General features: G+C 54.5%; 16 protein-coding genes. 7 read left to right on the top strand and 9 right to left on the bottom strand.

Features of this window, described 5'->3' with window-relative positions; all coding sequences use genetic code 11:
- The 4 genes from ABQ298_09165 to ABQ298_09150 form a co-directional block, all read right to left on the bottom strand.
- Positions 1-874, bottom strand: an 874-nt coding sequence (locus ABQ298_09165) for a DUF1015 domain-containing protein (protein ID MEQ9824540.1), incomplete at its 3' end; no start/stop codon positions are given.
- Positions 875-971: 97 nt separating this feature from the next.
- Positions 972-1,280, bottom strand: coding sequence for an FmdB family transcriptional regulator (locus ABQ298_09160; GenBank protein ID MEQ9824539.1), 309 nt, complete (start codon positions 1,278-1,280; stop codon positions 972-974).
- Between the two features lie 31 nt (positions 1,281-1,311).
- Positions 1,312-2,139: a glycosyltransferase family 2 protein gene (locus ABQ298_09155; protein ID MEQ9824538.1), complete on the bottom strand. Its 828-nt coding sequence runs from the start codon at positions 2,137-2,139 to the stop codon at positions 1,312-1,314.
- 18 nt (positions 2,140-2,157) lie between these two features.
- Positions 2,158-3,225, bottom strand: a complete 1,068-nt coding sequence (locus ABQ298_09150) for an NAD-dependent epimerase/dehydratase family protein (GenBank protein MEQ9824537.1) — start codon at positions 3,223-3,225, stop codon at positions 2,158-2,160.
- 140 nt (positions 3,226-3,365) lie between these two features.
- Here ABQ298_09150 and ABQ298_09145 point away from each other — a divergent pair, with 140 nt between their 5' ends.
- Positions 3,366-4,736 (top strand): TIGR01777 family oxidoreductase, encoded by a 1,371-nt coding sequence (locus ABQ298_09145; GenBank protein ID MEQ9824536.1) that lies wholly within the window; start codon positions 3,366-3,368, stop codon positions 4,734-4,736.
- A gap of 62 nt (positions 4,737-4,798) precedes the next feature.
- Here ABQ298_09145 and ABQ298_09140 read toward each other — a convergent pair whose 3' ends face one another.
- The 5 genes from ABQ298_09140 to ABQ298_09120 form a co-directional block, all read right to left on the bottom strand.
- Positions 4,799-6,067 carry an ABC transporter permease gene (locus tag ABQ298_09140; protein ID MEQ9824535.1) on the bottom strand — a complete coding sequence of 423 codons (1,269 nt, stop codon included), beginning with the start codon at positions 6,065-6,067 and terminating at the stop codon, positions 4,799-4,801.
- Positions 6,060-7,325 (bottom strand): ABC transporter permease, encoded by a 1,266-nt coding sequence (locus ABQ298_09135; protein ID MEQ9824534.1) that lies wholly within the window; start codon positions 7,323-7,325, stop codon positions 6,060-6,062. The genes ABQ298_09140 and ABQ298_09135 overlap by 8 nt, the downstream gene beginning before the upstream one ends.
- Positions 7,322-8,056 (bottom strand): ABC transporter ATP-binding protein, encoded by a 735-nt coding sequence (locus ABQ298_09130; protein MEQ9824533.1) that lies wholly within the window; start codon positions 8,054-8,056, stop codon positions 7,322-7,324. The genes ABQ298_09135 and ABQ298_09130 overlap by 4 nt, the downstream gene beginning before the upstream one ends.
- A gap of 2 nt (positions 8,057-8,058) precedes the next feature.
- Positions 8,059-9,414 carry an efflux RND transporter periplasmic adaptor subunit gene (locus tag ABQ298_09125; protein ID MEQ9824532.1) on the bottom strand — a complete coding sequence of 452 codons (1,356 nt, stop codon included), beginning with the start codon at positions 9,412-9,414 and terminating at the stop codon, positions 8,059-8,061.
- Positions 9,415-9,485: 71 nt separating this feature from the next.
- Complete coding sequence (locus ABQ298_09120; GenBank protein ID MEQ9824531.1) at positions 9,486-10,973, bottom strand: TolC family protein; 1,488 nt, start codon at positions 10,971-10,973, stop codon at positions 9,486-9,488.
- A 538-nt stretch (positions 10,974-11,511) separates the two neighbouring features.
- Here ABQ298_09120 and gltB point away from each other — a divergent pair.
- From gltB to ABQ298_09090, 6 genes are all read left to right on the top strand, one after another.
- Positions 11,512-16,182: a glutamate synthase large subunit gene (gene gltB / locus ABQ298_09115; protein MEQ9824530.1), complete on the top strand. Its 4,671-nt coding sequence runs from the start codon at positions 11,512-11,514 to the stop codon at positions 16,180-16,182.
- Between the two features lie 48 nt (positions 16,183-16,230).
- Positions 16,231-17,721, top strand: a complete 1,491-nt coding sequence (locus tag ABQ298_09110; GenBank protein ID MEQ9824529.1) for a glutamate synthase subunit beta — start codon at positions 16,231-16,233, stop codon at positions 17,719-17,721.
- A 166-nt stretch (positions 17,722-17,887) separates the two neighbouring features.
- Positions 17,888-18,343 (top strand): MarR family transcriptional regulator, encoded by a 456-nt coding sequence (locus ABQ298_09105; GenBank protein ID MEQ9824528.1) that lies wholly within the window; start codon positions 17,888-17,890, stop codon positions 18,341-18,343.
- A gap of 54 nt (positions 18,344-18,397) precedes the next feature.
- Positions 18,398-18,673: a hypothetical protein gene (locus ABQ298_09100; protein MEQ9824527.1), complete on the top strand. Its 276-nt coding sequence runs from the start codon at positions 18,398-18,400 to the stop codon at positions 18,671-18,673.
- Positions 18,670-19,284, top strand: coding sequence for a YceI family protein (locus ABQ298_09095; protein ID MEQ9824526.1), 615 nt, complete (start codon positions 18,670-18,672; stop codon positions 19,282-19,284). The genes ABQ298_09100 and ABQ298_09095 overlap by 4 nt, the downstream gene beginning before the upstream one ends.
- Before the next feature lie 104 nt (positions 19,285-19,388).
- Positions 19,389-20,096 (top strand): pirin family protein, encoded by a 708-nt coding sequence (locus tag ABQ298_09090; GenBank protein ID MEQ9824525.1) that lies wholly within the window; start codon positions 19,389-19,391, stop codon positions 20,094-20,096.
- The last annotated feature ends 216 nt before the right edge of the window (positions 20,097-20,312 follow it).

Here is a 20,312-nt window from a genome sequence, read left to right as displayed (position 1 = left end):
TGCAGACCCGACCCGATGCCGCCGGACTCTCGTGCTCGACTTTGCGTACCGCACAAACGCGTTCAACGGCTTCGAGAAACTGTTGCGTGCTGTGACCGTTGAGATGCTGCACAATGCGGTTGTAGGGCAGGACTTTGAGGTGCGATGCCGGGAACAGCACACAGAGAAACCAGTTGTAGTCTTCCTCGCCGGTATGATTGGGATTGGCAAGGCGTCGCTCCTTGCCAACACGGGCTGCACTCGCTGAGCGGTGATGCCCGTCAGCAACATAAAAACACTGCACATTGGCGAAAGCTTGTACAATGGATTGAGGGGCTTCCACCTTCCACGCCGTGTGCTGGATGCCGTCCACGGCGGTAAAGTCATAGAGCGCTTGCCCTTGTACCGCCTCGGCAACGAGTTCGTTGATGCGCGCTTCATCGCGATAGGTGAGAAACACCGGACCGGAGTTCGCGGATAATTCCGAAGTCAGTCGGGTGCGGTCGTTCTCCTTGTCGGGCCGGGTCTTTTCGTGTTTTTTGATGCGGTTCTGCTCGTAATCCTCCACATGGCACACGGCGACCAGTCCCTGCTGCACATGCGTTCCCATGCGCTGTTGATAGACGTAGAGGCCAGCTTCCTGATCCTGCCTGAGATGACCCTGCAAGCGCAGATTCTGAAGGTTTTCAACAGCCTTGGCATACACCTCGTCAGCGTAGGGATTCTGTCCTTTCGGAAAGTCGATCTCCGCACGCACCACGCGCAGGAAACTCAAAGGATTGCCCTCGGCCAGTGAGCGGGCTTCTTCGGTCTTCACCACATCATAGGGAAGTGAAGCAATAGCTGTTACCTTGTCCGGATCGGGACGCAGAGCACGGAACGTTCGAATACGCATCAGAATATCAATGGTTTGAAATGGGTGAATCGATGAACACAGCGGTTAGACACAATCGCAGGCGGATGCAAGCGAGGAGTGCGCAATCGCACACAATTCAAAGTGCTCCCGGAGGGGGTCGGTCGATGACGCGTGGACCCTCACCGACGACCTTGTGATACCTTCCACTGACCCTATCCTTCTGATATTTGGTAAAGCCCTTGCGCTCGAGGTTCTCATTGGAAAGCAGTTGTCGGGTATGTCCGGGAGTATAGCGCGTCGCAAGGTTGGGGACGGAATAAACCCGGCGCACCCGCTCTCCGGTTTCAGGGTGAAATTCGAGCAGGTCCTGCATGGAGTGTGTGCATTCAAACACCTCTCCTTCGCTGCCGTCATCACAGATCGTCTGATAGAGATAGGTGGGCATGATTGAAGACAATAGTCAGGAATTCAAACGATCAGGACGGGTTCGATTTCCCGCTGAGCGCGAGCTTGCGGCGCTCACGCTGTTGCTGAAACACCGAGCGATCATAATCACCCCGACTGAAATACTTTTCCAACCAAACGTAGAGGCAGATGAAAAGGTAACGGCTCCCCATTTCCTTGATTTTCAGCTTGGGAACGCCTGCCTTGCGGTTTTTCCAGCTGATCGGACGAATCTGCCAGGAATATCCCCGAACCATGGCCTTGAGTGGGATTTCAACCGTGAGATTAAAATGGGGTGAGATGAGTGGACGGCAACCCTCAATGACTTCCATGCGGTAGGCTTTGAAGGCATTCGTGGTATCGTTCAGCTTCATGTTGAACAGCAGCTTGAGAAACAGGTTGGCCATGCGATTGACAAACAGTTTCACTCGGGGGTAGTCCACCACTGAACCACCTGCCACAAACCGGCTGCCAAACGCACAGTCATAGCCCGCATTGAGAAGATCCCAATAGGCGACAGCGTCCACCGGATCGTCCGAGGCGTCCGCCATCATGATGACCACCGCATCCCCAGTCGCGCAATCGAGTCCATAAATGATCGCCCGGCCAAAGCCATTGAGACCCTTGTTTTGCACGGGCGCGAGTTCGGGTATTTCAGCGCTCAGGCGCTGCAGAAGCTGCCAGGTTCCATCCATACTGCCGTCATCCACAACCACGATTTCGTGCGGGATTTGGCGATTACGAAAGGTTTCACTCAACTCGCGCAGCATCGGTTCAAGGCTCTCTTCCTCATCCCGCGCGGGTATGACAACGGAATACAGCCTCAGCGGATCGCGTTTGACGGGGTCGGGTGATTTCATGACGCAAACAGCCTTGCTTCAACTCTCTGCCAGATCAAGCCAGTTCCCATTAGATTCTGCGTGCAGGGCTATCGATTCCAGTATGTGATCGCGGCCCATTTTCGGCTCCCATTGCCAGGCTGTGCGCGCTTCGCTCGCATCCATCACCACCCAGGGAATGTCGAATGCTCGGATTTCGTCCGACCCCAACACCGCATGCTTTCCAAATCGCTCATTGCACCATGCTGTAAGTTCGGCCAGAGACAGACTGATTTTGTTTCCACCTCCCAGATTAATCACCCGGGAAACCTGTCGATCAGGAGAATCTATCTGCCGGATCAACAGCGGTACCAGATCCAGCGGATCAAAGAAGTCCCGAACTTGATACCCACTGCCTCCAAACCCAATGTACTTCAAGGGCTTTCGAGCGTGGTGGGCATGAATCCAGTAAGAGATGATGCCCTGATCAATTTTTCCAAACTGACCCGGCCCCGCCATGACTCCACAGCGATTGATCCAGACCGGAAACCCAAAAGCCTGCCCATATTCCAGAGCAAGCAGCTCAGCGGCCCGTTTGCTCGTTCCGTAGAGAGAGAGCGGGGGTTCTGTCGAAAACGACTCGCTAATTCCCCGCAAGCCAACCCCGGGGGTGGCCACCGACTCTTCTTCCAATTCGAAACGTTCGCCCTTGATTCGCATGGGAAGAGTAGCCAGTGCACTCACGCTGTAAACCCGACTCGTGGACAGGAGAATGAATCCAGCGCCCGTTCGCTTGCAAAATTCGAGCAGTTCCACCGTTCCACCCAGATTGTGTTCCATCAACTGACGGGTGCTCGATTTGCCATCCATTCCGGCGAGGACCGAGGGGTTGGCTGCGCAATCGATCACCCAATCCACAGATGGGAGGGGTTCAAAATCACTCGCATTGCGAATGTCTCCATGCACAAAGCGAATACCCATCTCTCGCAGGTGTTTCCGGTTGCGCTCGCTACCTGAGCGAAGCAGATTGTCCATGCCCAGGATTTCCACATCAGGACGATGTTCACGCCAGTGTGACGCAATGCGAAACCCTACGAATCCACAAATACCTGTGATCAGTAATTTCATATCAACCCCTCGCAGTGGCTGGCTCATTTCAGACACAATCCCTCCTGAAACACAACCCTCCAGTTTGACCTGAGAGAACTCCCCGAACACACTGCAGGTGTAGGCAAAGCAACAATGCCTCATTTTCATTCTTCTTCATCATGCGACGGCATTTTCATATACAGCAGACAAGGCTCGATATCGCTCCGGAACAGGCCTGGCTCCTGCTCAAGGACCCTCAGACGTTTTCCCGCCTCGCTCCACCATGGCTTCCGGTGAGATGCGAACCCGTGCCAAAATCGATTGAGGAAGGATCCACGTTCACGGTGCACATCAGCAGCGGTGTATTGCGAGGAAGCTGGCAGGCAAGGGTCACTGCGCTGCGCCGGGGTTTTCTGATTGGATTTGAACTGCTCTCCCCACGCGCACGAAAATGGGTCATCTGGACCAAACTGCTGCCGACGGATTCCCCGCATTCCTGCATTTTGGAGGAGCGCATCGAATTCACAGACTCCGCGCTTCTGGGGAAAACTAAATCCCGCCTCGAAAAGGCCATTCGCCGGGTCGTCTATCATCGCCACCGCACCCTGAAAAGCGACCTGCAAGTGCTGACCTCACCGCAACAGGTTTCCCCACAACGCATTCTGATCGCTGGCGGCACGGGTTTGGTCGGACGCAACCTGATTCCCCTGCTGCGCTCACGTGGTCACAAGGTGTTTTTGCTGTCCACCCGCGAATCCGAGCGCCCCGCTACCCTGTTCTGGGATCCTTCCAGCGGACGCATCGATTCCACTGCCTTGGAGGGCATGGATACCGTGATCAACCTGGCGGGGTCAACCATTGCCACTCGCTGGACGCGCAAGACGCGCAAACGCATCCTGGACAGTCGTATTCAATCCGCCCACTTGCTCGTAAAGCATTTGCTCCGTCTCGACCAACCACCCAGACAACTGATTCAGGCCTCTGCCGTTGGATTCTACGGATTCCATCAGAAACTCGGAGTAACGGAAGAAGGCACGCGGGGTGAAGGATTTCTCGCAGAGGTCTGCGAACAGTGGGAAGCCGAATTGAAGCCATTGCAAGGCTCCGCCATCCAAACAACAATTGCACGCCTTGGCGTCGTGCTGACCCCAGAGGCTGGTGCACTCGCCAAGATGCTGCCAGCCTTCCGCCTCGGCATTGCGGGGCGACTCGGAAACGGGAAACAACCCTTCGCCTGGATCTCTATTCACGATCTGGTTCGCGCATTGACATTTCTGGTGGAAAAGCCCGAGCTGACGGGCATTTTTAATCTTTGTACACCCCACCCACCCAGCAATGCTGCATTTACGAAGGAATTGGCCCGTACGCTGGGAAGACCCGCCGTTCTACCGGTTCCGGGGCTGGCCTTGCGGCTGCTTATGGGTGCAATGGCAAATGAGGCACTGCTGGGAGGTATCGGTGCGGAACCTGTCGCATTGAGTGACGCAGGTTTTCGCTTTGAAGATGCCAGCCTGGATGAAGCCCTGCCACTCCTGCTGGGGCGTTCCTGATGGATCATTCACACACGCATTTTCAGAACGCAACCACCATGGAAGCGACACAGTCGCCAGCGTTATTCGTAGCGAAGCGCATCGACCGGATTGAGCCGCGCAGCACGCAGAGCGGGATAGAAACCAAACCCAATTCCAATGACCGAGCAGACGATTACAGCAATCCCGATCCAGTTCCAGGGCACGATCACATCCACATTCATCATTGATGCCACAATATTGCCCGCTAGCACGCCAATGAAAATGCCCACTGCCGCTCCCATTTGGCAAAGTACGACGGATTCGATCAAAAACTGATTGAGGATGTCCCATCGCCGCGCACCGAGCGACTTGCGCACCCCGATTTCACGGGTGCGTTCTGTCACACTGACCAGCATGATGTTCATGATGCCCACTCCCGAACAGAGCAGTGCAATCGCACTGATGAGCAACCCCCCGGTCCCCACGATGCGCGCAATGTTGCCAAACGCTTCCTTGAGCGCATCATTTGAAGTGATCTCAAAATCGTTGGCATCCTCGGGTTCGAGACCACGCACGATACGCATGTATCCAATTGCGATGTCTTGGTATTCCTCCAGCTGTGCCGCGCTCGGAGCCTGAACAGACATGTTCATACTGCGCCATCGATTCCAGTTGTTCGCCACAAAGCGAGGCAACGGGATCAGAACCAGGCCATCCATGCTCTGGCCAAAGATATCGCCACGCTCTTTCAAAACACCAATCACTTCATAGCGTCCTCCATCCACAATGATGGACTTTCCGATCGGATGTTCAGCGGGGAAGAGTTCCTCTTCGATTTCCTGTCCAATGACGATGACCGGCCGGTTGAATTCGAGGTCAGAATCATTGAGATTCCGGCCATAGTTCAGCTCGTATTTGTTGGAGTTGAGAAAATGTTCGTTGGTCCCCACCAGTGTGATGCGGGGGGACGTGAGTTTGTCCTTATACTTGACGCGCTCACCACCATCCTGCGCCACCAATGTCACGGGAATGCCGTGCTGCTCCATGAGGTCCTTGAACTCTTGTGCCTGACGCGGCTGGATGCGAGGTCGGCGCCACCACTCCGCACGACCTCCGCCAAACTGGATTGCCGGTTCACGCTGGATCTGAAAGACGTTGGCTCCGAGAAAACTCAGACCGCCCTCAATGCTCTGGCCAATTGCAGAGAGTGCCGTCATCACGCCCACCACGGAAAAGACGCCGATGGCAACCCCCATTACAGTAAGCCCGGTACGCAACTTGTTTGCACCCAGTGACGAAAATGCCAAGCGCAACATATCGTTGCGCCGGAGACGTCCAATGCCAGCAGAATGGGTGGGTTGACTACTCATGACGCAATGCCTCCGCAGGATCCAGAAAAGCCGCTTGCAGAGCGGGTGCAAAGCCAGAGACCACACCCGTCCCAATTGAAATCAAAACCGCCAACAGAATGAGTTCTCCTGACATCACCAGCGGAAAATCAGGCGCAAACTGAGCTACCACAGACTTTAGAATAAAAGCAATGCCGAGTCCGGTGATGCCACCAAGCAGGCAGATCATGCTCGATTCGGTGAGAAATTGCATCAGAATCGAACGACGACGTGCACCGATGGCCCGACGCGTTCCAATTTCCTTGGTGCGTTCCTTTACACTCACAAAGGTGATGTTCATGATTCCGATCGCACCCACAAACAGTGCAAGTCCGGTCACAAAAAATCCCGCCAGCGCAAGCCCCTGCTTGATCGGCCCCAACTGCTCTTCGATGGCGTCGGACTGATTGACCTCAAAGTCGTTTTCCTCGCCAGGTTCAAGTCCCCTGACCCGGCGCATGGCGCCAATGATCTCATCCCGTGCATCGGCAATGGTCGCTTCTTCGCGCTTCTGAACTTTGATGGTCGCAGAACTCCACCAACGACTGACAAAAAATTTGCGCAGGGAAGGCAGCGGCATGATCACGTTGCGATCAAAGCTTTGCATTCCAAGAAAACTACCCTGCTTGGCATACACTCCGACGACCGTGTATTTGATGTTTCGGATCTTCACTGTCTTGCCGATGGCCTGTTCATGTCCTTCCGGGAAAAGTGCTTGGGCCACATCATATCCCAACACAACTACGTTGCGCCCTGCAACCGCTTCGGCATCGGTGAAAAACCTGCCGTGTTCAATCGTCGCATTGTCGGTAAATGGATAATCTGCATTGGTCCCCATCGTGTCGATCCCACTGATCTCACGATCCTCACGCTCAATGCGCTGTCGACTCCAGACCGTTGGCACCGCGATGATGAGGGTGGAGTCGGGAGTGGCCTGGATGATCTCATTGACATCCTTCGCATAGGACGCCTGCAGATTGGGCCGGTTGCGATACTTCATCCATTCATCTCCCACGTCCCTCCATGGCCATTTTTCGACGTAAAACGTATCCGTTCCCAACATGTCGAGACTGTTGCGAAATCCAATATCAATGCCTTTGATCGCAGTTCCCATGAGAGTGACCGCGATGATCCCAATGATCACCCCCAGCGCGGTTAGCAGCGAACGCATGCGGTGCTGGTTCACCTGCTCCAGTGCGATGCGGATACTCTCAATGATCTCGTTGAGCAGCAATTTCATCCGTTGGCCACTTCTGCGTTTGGCTGGTTCACAAATACATCGGACTCCACTTTGCCATCGCGCAGGCGAACACAGCGTCTGGCATGCTGGGCGATGTCGTCTTCGTGTGTAACCAGAATGATGGTATTGCCCGCCTGATGCAAGGCGTCAAAGAGCGCCATGATTTCCTCACCCGTGCGCGAGTCGAGGTTACCAGTGGGTTCGTCTGCGAGAATAATGGACGGTTTATTCACGAGGGCGCGTGCGATTGCAACGCGCTGGCGCTGTCCCCCTGATAACTCGTTGGGGCGGTGATCCATGCGGTCAGAAAGCCCAACCTGATGCAGGGCCGCCTCGGCCAGCTCGACCCGCGTGAACGCATCGATGCCCGCATACACCAACGGCAGCTCCACATTGCGAAGCGTCGTGGCTCTGGGAAGCAGGTTGAAGCTCTGAAACACAAACCCAATGCGGCGATTGCGGATGTCAGCCAACTCATCATCCGTCATATCCGCAACATCCTCTCCCCCAAACAGATAAACTCCCTCTGTTGGTGTATCAAGACAACCCAGCAGATTCATCATGGTGGATTTCCCGCTTCCGGAGGGTCCCATGATCGCTACGTAGTCGTTGGGGAAAATCTTCAGGTCAACGCCGTCCAGAGCCCGCACCTGGGTTTGCCCAAGATTGTAAATCTTGCGCACTCCAGCGATCTCGATGATCGGCTCACCTGAATTTGTGTACGGCTGCATGATCATTCACTCCTTCCCGGACCGCGCTCGCCCATGCCCCGAGAGGTCTTTTCCAGAACTTCCATCTCATGGTTGAGCGTGCGGGTGAGCACCCCGTAACTTCCGGTTACAATCTTGGTGTCCGACTCAAGTCCGGAAAGGATCTCGATATTGCGATTGTCTGCAATCCCGGTTTCCACCGGAGTGAGCAATACCTTGCCATCTTTGACCACAAAAACCACGCGTTGGGTGGAGTCGCGCGGTTTTGCGCGATTGCCGTTCGGACCTCCAGGTCCACGCGGACCCTGAGCGGTCTCTTCCGGTTTGCTGGTTTCATCCTTTTCCTCACCCTTCTTCTTCGGGTTGAGTTGGCGTTCGACGTCTTCCTTCTGGCGCACGGTCACGCTCTGAAGCGGAACGAGCACAGTGTCAGAAGAGGTTTTGGTCTTGATGTCTGCAGTGGCCGTCATGCCAGGACGATAGCGATCATCCTCAACAGACAATCTCACTTTGACTTCAAAAGTGGTCAACTGTTCCTGGCTGCCGCTGCCGGCAGTTTTGGCGGAGTTTGCAATCTCGGTGACGACCCCAACAAATTTTTCATCGGGAAAGGCATCAATTTCGATATCCGCAGCATCTCCAATTTTGACATCAACAATCTCGGCCTCGGATACATCCACACGTACCTCCATGTTGGACAGATCCGCAAGGCGCATGATTTCGGTCCCGGCGTATTGTCCGGTCCCTACCACACGGTCACCCAATTCTGCCGTCAGCGAGGTGATGGTGCCATCAACAGGTGCATAAGTCGTGGCTTTGTTCAGTCGGTCTTGGGCTTCTTTCAGCTCCATTTCCTGCTGCTCGATTCGGAAGTTGGCAGCTTGATGGGATGCGATTGCCACATCCAGTGTGGTTTGCACTTGATCCAACTCCTCCTGCGTGGCAAAGCCGCGGTCAAACATTTTCTGGGTGCGCTCGCGGTCGAGTTCCGCCTTTAGCATCTGCGCCTTTGCCTGTGCTGCAGTGGCCTTGCTCGCGCTCAGTGCCGCTTCCTGTTGATGAACCTGCGCCTCAAGGGTGTCGGGGTTGACGCGCACCAGCACGTCTCCCTTATTCACGCGCGAACCATCATTAACGGGTAGCTCGATGATTTCTCCAGCAACTTCTGAGGAGATCTTTACCTCTACCTCTGGATAAATCTTACCAGTTGCGGTCACGATACTGGTGATGTCCCCACGAGTGGATGTCCCGACGGTGACTTCCACCCCTTTCGAGCCGGACTTCGACTTGGCAACCACTGCGCCAACGATGGCGAGTGCGAGCACGACCACCATGAGGATGATCCACTTGAGTTTTCCTTTTTTCTTACGTTTGGCCATGGGATGAATGGGTTTCGGTCCGAGTTCGGAGCGCTTGGGTTGGGTCACCAAAGGGACACCCGGTTATTCAATTAATTAAAGTTCAGGTTGATGCGGTGGCGTTCGAGGATGCTGCCATCCAGTCGAGATAAATCGGAAAGTGCCCGAAGCGCGGCAAACCATGCATTGAGTTCGGAGATGCGTGCGCGATCCAGATCCTGCTGGGCCTGCTGCACATCGCGAAAAACGGCCAATCCCTCCGAGTATTTGGCCTGCTCCTGGTCAAACGCCTCCTGTTGAAGTTCGAGTGTCAAGCGAGCAGCATCCAGCTTTTCGAGACTCACCTGATAGCTGCGCCATGCCTGTCGCACATCGAGGAAGAGGGATTGCTCAAGCTGATCCAAACGCAGGTATTCGCGTTCGATGGTTGCATCGATCTGTCGCAGTTGTGCCTTGCTGGCACGTTTGCCAATCGGCACATTGAGTTCAAGTCCCACACCCCAATCATGTCCCTGTGGTTCGAACGCACCCCAAAATGACTTCGACCCCCGCTCACTGTCGTATCCAGCCGTGGAACCCGATACCACCACATCCAGTTCGGAACGGTTGCGGTCCTTTGCCAGCACCTTGTCAAATCCGAGACTTTCGATCTGGGTCTGCTGAATGAGCAAGTCGAGGTCCTGCGCCAGAGCACCCGCCCACACTTGATCCAGCGAGGGGAATTCGCGACTCGGATCGGCGAGATCGGCAACTTCAACCGGCACATCCTCATAGTTCGAATCCAAGCGTCCCATGACCAGCAACAATGCATCTTCCGCATCCTTGAGTGCTCGCTGCGAGTCAATCAGTGACTCCTGCTGCGAAGCGAGATTGGCACGTGCCTGCAGCAGGTCCAGGCGTGTGGCCAACCCCAATTCGACGCGTTGTTCGGTTTCCTCCACCAGATTTTTGGCCAGTGTCACACTGGATTTCGAGAGTTCTACCTGCGCATCCTGGAACGCAACCTGCCAATAAGCTTTCTCCGTTTGGTTGATGGTATCGAGCAGGTTGTTCTTATAATCGAGTTGGGCAACTGCAAGCGAAGCTTCGGCTTTCCAGATATTGGCCATGTTGACTGCCCTGCCAAATCCCTGCAGCAGGGGTTGGCGAATGGAAAGCGTGATGCCACTATTATGGCTGAGGTTGCCACCGATTTCCTGGTTGAGTGAGGAATCAAAACGACTCCCATCATTCATCAGGTAATTCGATTGCAGCGACAAGGACGTACCGGACTGTAAGCGCTTTGACAAACCCAGAGAGACACTGGATCGATCAGATTCGGACTGCGTCCAATCCTGTTCCTGGTGACTGGTATTGATCGAACCCACGAGCGTGGGATCAAAGATCGCCCGCGCAGACTCAACCTCCTGCTCACGCAACAGTGCCTGGTAGGCGTTGATGCGCAGGGTTAAGTTGGATTCCAGCGCCTCATAGAGCGCATCGTTCAACGAAATCATTTCGGCAGAGGCCTGCGGCACGAGCGGGGTGCACACGAGCGCAAACGCCAGAAATCTGGACTTCAGCAAATGCTTACAATTCATGATGAAACAGTCCCATGCACGCGGAACGGATGCTCCGCTCGGGGAGAAGTTGATGGATGTTGTTGCTGGAATGGATGAGTGAATACCGCACCTAACGATGACAGTGAACCCTTTGTTACAGAAAAAATTCGAAAATTGCACGAAATTTCCAACTCAAAGAATCCACGATATATAGTAGCGCGAGGCTGATATACACTGAACAGTCAGAAAAATAGAGTCACCAGAATCTGAAAGAATATCGGTCGAATGCATGTCTCAACCCACCAATCGTCAATCGCAGCTAATCAACGGTCCCAGAAGTTCACAAGAAACGCATTTTCGGAAGTTGACTCATCTGCCTCCTTTGAACTCACTTTGCGTAGGAAACCCGAAAACTCGTGCCGCACACGAGCTGAAAGGTGGATCGCATCCGGAGGGATCCCACAATTTTCTCTTGGAAATTCGGAATTTATCCCCTAGCTGTGACCGCGGTTTTCCGAAAACCACTTTTCCGTGCCCGCATGCACACAACCGCCGACAAGTGAAAGACTGTTTGATTATGCCCGATTCCAAAACATCACCATTAGGATGGCCCGAGCCACAAGGCCTGTGGGATCCATCCCGGGAAAAAGACTCCTGTGGAGTTGGTTTCATCGCCCACCTGAAGGGCAAGCGCTCCCATGATATCATCGAAAAAACGCTTACGATGAACACCCAGATGATTCATCGTGGAGCCAGCGGTTCCGATCCGGATACCGGAGACGGTGCAGGTATTTTCATTCAGATGCCGGATAAATTTCTGCGCAAGGAAATGGCAAAAAAGGATATCGAGCTGCCACCCGAAGGAGAATACGGTGCCGGCGTGGTATTCCTCTCACCCGAACCCAGCGAACGCGAAGCTGCGATGCAGCTTTTCGAGCACATCATCAAGGAAGAGGGACAAAAGTTCATCGGATGGCGCACGGTCCCGGTGAAAAGTGAGATTCTCGGCAAAACGTCCGGTCGTTATGAACCGGCAATCAAGCAGGTCTTCATCAAAAAGAGTGCTGACATCCGCACGACGATGGAGTTTGAGCGCAAGCTCTTTCTGATCCGCAAGCAGATCGTCAACGCCATCCGCACCAATGAGATCCCAAGTCAGTTCGGTGACGTGCATCGCAACCAGTCGAACCATTTCCCGGGCGGAGAATATTTCTATGTGACGGGACTATCCTCCCGTACCATGGTGTACAAGGGTATGCTGACGCCCTGTCAGCTCGCAGAGTATTTTCACGACTTTCACGACGAGGATTTCGAATCGGCGCTGGCACTCATGCACACGCGCTTTTCGACCAATACTTTTCCAAGCTGGTCCCGTGCTCACCCGAACCGCTTTATGGCCCACAATGGTGAAATCAACACCATCATGGGTAATGAAAACAACATGAAAGCCCGCCAGGCCCTTTGCGAAACGGACCTGTTTGGCGACAACATGAAAAAGATTTTCCCCGTCGTTGTGGAAGACGGGTCCGATTCCGCTCGCTTCGACAATACGCTCGAGTTTTTGCATCTGGGCGGCTACGATCTAGCCCACGCGGTGATGATGATGATCCCCGAGCCGTGGGAGCGTCACCAGCACATGAATCCCGCCAAAAGGGCTTTTTACGAGTACCACGCCTGCATGATGGAACCTTGGGATGGCCCCGCATCCATCACATTTTCGGACGGGTATCAGATCGGAGCCGTGCTCGACCGCAACGGTCTGCGCCCTAGCCGCTATTACGTCACCGAAGATGATCTCGTGATCATGGCCTCGGAAGTGGGAGTGATTCCAGACCTCGACCCACTGACCGTCGTCAAAAAGGGACGTCTGCAACCCGGGCGCATGTTCCTCGTGGACATGAACGAGGGTCGAATTGTGCCCGACGAGGAGATCAAGGAACGCATCTACAGCCGCAAGCCGTATCAGGAATACCTGGATCAATATCGCATCAAGGAAGAGAATCTTCCGGAGCCCAAAAGCGTGCCCGCCATCGACGAATCCCGTATCCTCGAGCGTCAACTGGCATTCGGTTACACCTACGAGGATCTGCGCTACATTCTCGAACCCACGGCTCGCAGCGGCGTCCAGCCGATCGCATCCATGGGCAACGACACACCACTGGCTGTGCTTTCAAACAAATCGAAGCACCTCTACCAGTACTTCAAGCAGATTTTTGCCCAGGTTACGAATCCAGCACTCGACTGCATCCGTGAAGAACTGGTGACGGCGACGGAAACTTTCGTCGGGTCGGAAGGCAACCTGCTCAACCCCACTCCCGAGAGTTGCCGCATGATCCGGTTCACGAACCCGCTCATTGACAACCGCCAGCTTGCCCAGCTGCGCAACATCCAGGAGCGGGGTTTCAAGGCAGCCACTGTGGATGCGCTCTTCCCTGCGAACTCCAACGGGGAGGGCCTCGAAGCTGCCATGGAACAGCTCTGCCGCAAGGTCGACCTGATGGTTGAGGCCGGAGTGAACCTCGTCATCGTTTCAGACCGGAACATCGACCGCGACCATGCCGCGATCCCAACCCTGCTCGCGATGGGTGGATTGCACCATCATCTGGTTCAAAACGGCACACGCACGAAAGTTTCGATCATCCTTGAAACCGGTGAAGCGCGCGAGGTGCACCACTTTGCCGTGCTGATTGGGTATGGTGCTGATCTCATCAATCCATACATGGCATTCGAGTCCCTGTACAAGATGATTCAGGATCAAATGCTCGACATCGACTTTGATAAGGCCGTTTACCAATACCTGAAGGGTTCCATCAAGGGTGTCGTGAAAACGATGGCGAAGATGGGAATCTCCACCGTAGCGTCCTATCGCGGTGCACAGATTTTTGAAGCCATCGGGCTGAACACCCATGTGGTGGACAAGTATTTCAAGGGAACTGCCAGCCGTCTGGAGGGTTCGGGCATGGACCAGATCGCAGAGGAATCCCTCATGCGCCACCGCGCCGCATTCCCGGATCGCCACATCGAGGCCGAGGAACGCGCACTGGATACAGGTGGGATGTATCAATGGCGCAAGGATGGAGAATACCACCTGTTCAATCCCGAAACCATCAGCCTGCTGCAAAAGGCCGTGCGCACTGGCTCCTATGATGTTTACAAAGCATACGCTGAAAAGGTGAACAACCAGAGCGAACACCTCTGCACCTTGAGGGGACTGATGCGTTTCAAGGGCAACCGCAAGCCCATCTCCATCGACGAGGTCGAACCCATCGAAGCCATCACCAAGCGCTTCAAAACGGGTGCGATGTCTTACGGTTCCATTTCCAAGGAGGCTCACGAAACTCTCGCGATTGCGATGAACCGGATCGGCGGAAAATCTAACACCGGCGAAGGGGGAGAAGATCCCGAACGCTTTATCCCTCTGCCAAATGGGGACAGCAAACGTTCTGCTATCAAGCAGGTGGCATCCGGTCGCTTTGGAGTCACTGGCGAATATCTGGTCAATGCGGATGAAATCCAGATCAAGATCTCGCAGGGGGCCAAGCCCGGCGAAGGGGGAGAATTGCCCGGATCGAAGGTCTATCCCTGGGTCGCCAAGGTGCGCCATTCAACTCCGGGAGTGGGACTCGTTTCACCCCCACCCCACCACGACATTTATTCGATTGAGGACCTCGCGGAACTGATCCACGACCTCAAAAACGCCAACACCCGCGCAAGGGTCAATGTCAAGCTCGTCGCCGAGGTTGGCGTGGGCACGATTGCGGCGGGCGTTGCCAAGGGTCACGCCGATGTCATCCTGATCTCGGGTCACGATGGTGGCACGGGCGCGTCCCCATCGTCGTCGATCTACAATGCGGGTGCTCCTTGGGAACTGGGACTTGCCGAAACCAACCAGATTCTCTTGCTGAACGACCTGCGAAGCCGCGTAGTACTGGAGACGGACGGACAGCTCAAGACCGGACGCGATGTCGCGATTGCGGCCCTGCTGGGAGCGGAAGAGTTTGGTTTTGCCACAGCACCTCTGGTGACAATGGGATGCCTGATGATGCGGGTATGCCAGAAGAACACCTGCCCGGTCGGTGTGGCGACCCAAAATCCGGAGCTTCGCAAGAACTTCACGGGCAAGCCCGAGCACGTGGTCAATTTCATGCGTTTCATCGCACAGGAATTGCGCGAGCTGATGGCCGAAAACGGATTCCGAACGATCAGTGATATGGTTGGACATGTCGAATGTCTCGACACAGCCGAAGCCGTGCATCACTGGAAGGCCAAGGGAATCGACCTCACCAGTATTTTCCACAAACCGGACGTCGGTCCAGAGGTGGGAACCTACTGCCAAAAGGAACAGGATCACGAGCTGGACAAGGCTCTCGACAACACGCATCTGCTCAAGCTTTGCAAACCCGCCATCGAACGTGGCGAAAAGGTGAAAGTGGAGTTGCCCATCATCAATGTGAATCGTGTGGTCGGGACCATCACAGGCAGTGAGATCTCCCGCCGCTACGGCAGTGAGGGTCTGCCCGAGGATACGATTGAACTCAAGTTCAACGGTAGTGCAGGCCAATCGCTGGGTGCTTTTGCACCACACGGCATGCGTTTTGAACTGGAAGGAGACGCCAACGACTACGTCGGTAAGGGTCTTTCCGGTGCAAAAATCATCGTCTATCCGCCAAGGGGGTCGAAATTTGTCGCCGAGGACAACATCATCATCGGTAACGTGGCATTCTATGGTGCGATCAAGGGCGAGGCCTTCATTCGCGGTATTGCCGGGGAACGGTTCTGCGTGCGCAACTCGGGGGTCCGGGCCGTCGTTGAGGGCGTGGGTGACCACGGTTGCGAATACATGACCGGAGGCGAGGTGATTTGCCTGGGTGCGACAGGTCGGAATTTTGCCGCAGGCATGTCCGGAGGGGTTGCCTATGTCTATGACATCAATGGAGATTTTGACTCCCAGATCAACATGGATATGGTCAACCTGTATCGCGTGGTGGAATGCGAGGATCAGGATCTGCAGACCCTGAAGCAGCGCATCGAGAAGCACGTCGAACTGACGGGGTCTACACGCGGCCAGTATATTCTGGAGAACTGGGAGTCGGAGCTGCCGAAATTCTACAAGGTCATGCCTCGCGACTACGAACGCATGTTGAACTGTTTCCGAAAAGTCGAGGAGCAGGGATTGTCCGGAGACGAGGCCGCCATGGCCGCGTTTGAGGAGAACCTCAAGGATATCTCCCGCGTTGGTGGAAACTGATCCGCCACTCAACGTCTGCAACAGGAACCATCGAAACCAAGCGAAATCATGGGAAAACCAACTGGCTTTTTAGAAATCGAACGACAAACCGTATCGGAGGATGCTCCGCTCGAACGCATCAAACACTGGAAGGAGTTCAAGGCTCATCCGGATGAGGATTTTCACCGCAAACAGGGTGCGCGCTGCATGGACTGCGGCACGCCCTTCTGTCACACTGGCTTGATCTTCTCTGGCATGGCCAGTGGTTGCCCGGTCAATAACCTGATTCCTGAGTGGAATGACCTGGTCTACAAGGGACGCTGGAAGGAAGCTTTGGAGCGACTGCACAAGACGAATAACTTCCCTGAGTTCACGGGTCGGGTATGCCCTGCACCCTGCGAGGGCAGCTGCGTTCTCGGAGTGATTGAGCCTCCGGTGGCCATCAAAAACAACGAGTGTGCCATCATTGACCGGGGATGGGCTGAAGGCTGGGTAACCCCCCACATTCCCGAAGTCCGCACCGGAAAGAAGATCGCCGTGGTGGGATCTGGACCGGCAGGTCTCTCCTGCGCAGACCAGCTGAATCAGGCCGGACACGCGGTCACCGTCTATGAACGTGCGGACCGCATCGGCGGCCTGCTCATGTATGGCATTCCCAACATGAAGCTCGACAAGGAAGAGGTCGTCACGCGGAGGGTAAAGCTGATGGAGAGCGAAGGCATTCAATTCATCACCCATACCGAGATCGGAACCGATATCACGGCAAAAGAACTCAAGGAGCAATTCGATGCGGTGATTTTCTGCACGGGAGCCACGGTTCCCCGGGATCTACCAGTGGAAGGTCGGGACTTCAATGGCGTGCACTTTGCGATGGATTTTCTGACCGCCAATACAAAACACCAGCTCGACAATGGCTTTGATGGGTCCCTGCCGGAACTCCATGCAAAGGGAAAAGATGTCGTGGTGATCGGTGGTGGCGATACGGGTACCGACTGTGTGGCGACATCCATCCGTCAGGGCGCGCGTAGCGTCGTGCAACTTGAAATCCTTCCCAAACCCCCCATGGAGCGCCAGCCCGACAATCCATGGCCCGAATGGCCCAAGGTCTACAAAATGGACTATGGACAGGAGGAAGCTGCAGCGGTTCAGGGAGCAGATCCCCGCACCTACCTGGTGATGACCGAACGTTTTGTTTCGGACGAGCAAGGGAACCTTGCAGGACTCGAGATTGTCGAAATCGAGTGGGGCAAGAATGAGTCTGGTCAGTTTGTCCCCCAAAAGAAGGAGGGCACTCGTCGCACCTTGCCTGCGCAGTTGGTGACCCTGGCAATGGGCTTTCTCGGGCCTGACCCAAAACCCATTGCTGAACTCGGACTCACGACCGATGCACGTTCGAACATCAGTGCACCCTACGGCAAGTTCCACACCAACGTACCCGGGGTCTTTGCCGCTGGCGACTGCCGCCGTGGGCAGAGCCTGGTGGTCTGGGCGATCAATGAAGGTCGTGCAGCTGCACGAGAGGTAGATCGCTTCCTGATGGGCACCACGCGTCTGCCCTGATTCAGAGAGCACCGTTCAAAATTCTTCACCTACAACAAAACGCCCGCAGCATTCACTGCGGGCGTTTTGCGTTACCCATTCCACATCCAGAGCCATTTTGCGTGGGGTTTGAAAAAATCGCATTATTTATCTTGACATCAAGATACTTTTCTTCAAGTTTGTTGGCATGAACTCAACGACAACCCAATCCGGCATGCATGTTTGGCTGGTGCTCTGGAAGGCCTACAAAGCAATGGAGTACTTGGACAAGCAAAGCATTGCCAGTCTCGGGATTGGCGGCATATCCGATTTTGCAATTCTGGAAATCCTGCTGCACAAGGGACCCACTCCAGTCAGCATGATCGGGAAGAAGGTGGGGTTGACCAGTGGGTCCATCACCACTGCCGTCGATCGTGCCGAAAAACGGGGTTGGGTGCGCCGCCTGTCCGATCCCGAAGATCGTCGCATCGTGCGAATCGAACTCACTGCTGAGGGTCGCGAAGTGATCGAACCCAATCTTCATCAGCATGCGGCTGCGCTCGAATGCGCAACTTCGGTGCTTGACGCTTCCGAACGCCAGACCCTGGTCGCTCTGCTCAAAAAGTTGGGTTATCACGCCCAATCCCTGCATCAGGCTTCCTGATGTCCGTGCCACATTCACAATCAAACTCAACTTTCACTCGTTTTATCATCGCTCATGAAAATCGCACTCCGAATAACTGCCGCGCTTGTTTTACTCAGCTCCCTCTCCATCTGGTTCTTTCATGGAGCTCGCATCGGCTGGACCACCACGGAAAAAGCCATTCCGCATGTGGATGAAATCACTGGCATTGAATACACCGAATACGAAAAAGGCCTGAGTTTTGGGATCGAACTTCCCATCGCCGGTACTGCCATCGCGGCCGCCCTGCTCGCCGCATCCGTTTTTTTTAAATCAACCCATAAATCGAACTCATTACCCAAATCATCATGAACAAGGTCATCAAAACCATCAGTCTGGTCGCTGTCGCGGCCATCACATTCACGCAAGCCCATGCAGCTTCCTTCGATTTTAAGGATCCCAAGGGCGTCAACAACGTCGCATTCTCCATGGATGCCCCGCTTGAATACATCAGCGGAACTGCAAATGGCATCAGTGGAACCGTGGAATTCGATCCGGAACATCCTGAAAAAACTTCAGGAACAATCACGCTGGACACCACCACGCTCATGGTCGCCAACTCAATGATGCGCGACCACATGCTAGGTGGAAGCTGGATGGATGTGGAAAACCACCCCACCATCACCTTCACTGCGAAGAAGCTCAAGGATGTGAAAAAGGAGGGATCGAAATACTCGGCAACCGCCAAAGGATCGATCACCATCAAGGGCACAACCAAGGAACTTGAACTTCCTGTCACGCTCACTTATCTGCCTGGCAAGCTCGCAGATCGCAACCAGGGAATGCAGGGCGACATCTTGGTAATCCGCTCTGATTTCACCATTCTGCGCAGTGAATTTGGAATCAACGCCGGACAAAATGAGGACAAAGTTGCCGACGAAATCGAACTGAAACTCAGTATCGCCGGTTTTCACGCAAAATAATCAGGCCTGGCATTCAGCGTATTTGATACATCACAACATCGCGAACCTCCGGATCCTGCCGATACCGGAGGTTCTTCGTTTCAGAACCCAAACTCCACTTGATCATGAAAACATTTCGCTCATCCCAGGATCGAGGTCTCGCCAACTTTGGTTGGTTGAAGAGCCGCCATAGCTTCTCATTCGGTGACTATTACGATCCTTCAAACATGGGCTGGGGTCCACTGCGCGTGCTCAACGACGACTGGATTGACCCCGGCCGGGGATTTCCCATGCACCCCCACCGCGATATGGAGATCTTCTCCTACGTGACCCACGGTGCGCTCACTCACGAGGACAGCATGGGAAACCGTGCCACCATCCGACCGGGTCGCATCCAGTTCATGCGAGCGGGAACAGGAGTGAATCACAGCGAATTCAATCCTTCACGGGACGAACGCACCCACCTGTTGCAAATATGGATTGAACCCGACACCCGGGGACTGGACCCCGCCTACGCCGAGCTGGACATCGACTGGGAGTCCCACGCGAATCAGTGGATTCCTCTGCTCGCACCCACTGACAAACCCCTCGAAGGAGCACTCAGCCTGCATCAGGACGCCCAGGTCTGGGTCGCCCGTTTGGCTCAGGGAACATCACTATCCGTCCCGAGCCGATCTGGGCGCAAAGCCTATCTGCACCTGATTGAGGGGCAACTGAGCAGTGAAGATGTGAGACTGGGAAGCGGAGATGCCCTTGCCATCGAAGACGAGGCTCCTTTCGGAATCACTGCTCTGGAAGATGCCGAAATCCTCTTTTTTGATCTTCCCCGATGACATTCATCCGGTGATTGAATCTGCGAACATCAGCTATCGCCGGAATCTTGCAAATTGCACGAAAGAGGGGCCTCAAGCTCTTGCAATTTGCAAGATAATTCCTTTCTTCAAAAATTCATCTATTGATTATCAATAACTTACAAATCTGGCACGTTGCTTTCTATAATAGGGGACATTGCTAACATTGAATCGATTAACCTATCAAAGAAAGCAACT

Source organism: Puniceicoccaceae bacterium (assembly GCA_040224245.1).
Lineage (GTDB): Bacteria > Verrucomicrobiota > Verrucomicrobiia > Opitutales > JAFGAQ01 > JAKSBQ01.
This window is presented reverse-complemented; position numbering and strand designations above follow the sequence as displayed.

Bases quoted from the DNA above. Each gene is read 5' to 3' on its own strand.
- ABQ298_09160 (MEQ9824539.1), bottom strand. From the start codon at position 1,280: ATGCCCACCTATCTCTATCAGACGATCTGTGATGACGGCAGCGAAGGA.
- ABQ298_09155 (MEQ9824538.1), bottom strand. From the start codon at position 2,139: ATGAAATCACCCGACCCCGTCAAACGCGATCCGCTGAGGCTGTATTCC.
- ABQ298_09150 (MEQ9824537.1), bottom strand. From the start codon at position 3,225: ATGAAATTACTGATCACAGGTATTTGTGGATTCGTAGGGTTTCGCATT.
- ABQ298_09145 (MEQ9824536.1), top strand. From the start codon at position 3,366: ATGCGACGGCATTTTCATATACAGCAGACAAGGCTCGATATCGCTCCG.
- ABQ298_09140 (MEQ9824535.1), bottom strand. From the start codon at position 6,067: ATGAGTAGTCAACCCACCCATTCTGCTGGCATTGGACGTCTCCGGCGC.
- ABQ298_09135 (MEQ9824534.1), bottom strand. From the start codon at position 7,325: ATGAAATTGCTGCTCAACGAGATCATTGAGAGTATCCGCATCGCACTG.
- ABQ298_09130 (MEQ9824533.1), bottom strand. From the start codon at position 8,056: ATGCAGCCGTACACAAATTCAGGTGAGCCGATCATCGAGATCGCTGGA.
- ABQ298_09125 (MEQ9824532.1), bottom strand. From the start codon at position 9,414: ATGGCCAAACGTAAGAAAAAAGGAAAACTCAAGTGGATCATCCTCATG.
- ABQ298_09120 (MEQ9824531.1), bottom strand. From the start codon at position 10,973: ATGAATTGTAAGCATTTGCTGAAGTCCAGATTTCTGGCGTTTGCGCTC.
- gltB (MEQ9824530.1), top strand. From the start codon at position 11,512: ATGCCCGATTCCAAAACATCACCATTAGGATGGCCCGAGCCACAAGGC.
- ABQ298_09110 (MEQ9824529.1), top strand. From the start codon at position 16,231: ATGGGAAAACCAACTGGCTTTTTAGAAATCGAACGACAAACCGTATCG.
- ABQ298_09105 (MEQ9824528.1), top strand. From the start codon at position 17,888: ATGAACTCAACGACAACCCAATCCGGCATGCATGTTTGGCTGGTGCTC.
- ABQ298_09100 (MEQ9824527.1), top strand. From the start codon at position 18,398: ATGAAAATCGCACTCCGAATAACTGCCGCGCTTGTTTTACTCAGCTCC.
- ABQ298_09095 (MEQ9824526.1), top strand. From the start codon at position 18,670: ATGAACAAGGTCATCAAAACCATCAGTCTGGTCGCTGTCGCGGCCATC.
- ABQ298_09090 (MEQ9824525.1), top strand. From the start codon at position 19,389: ATGAAAACATTTCGCTCATCCCAGGATCGAGGTCTCGCCAACTTTGGT.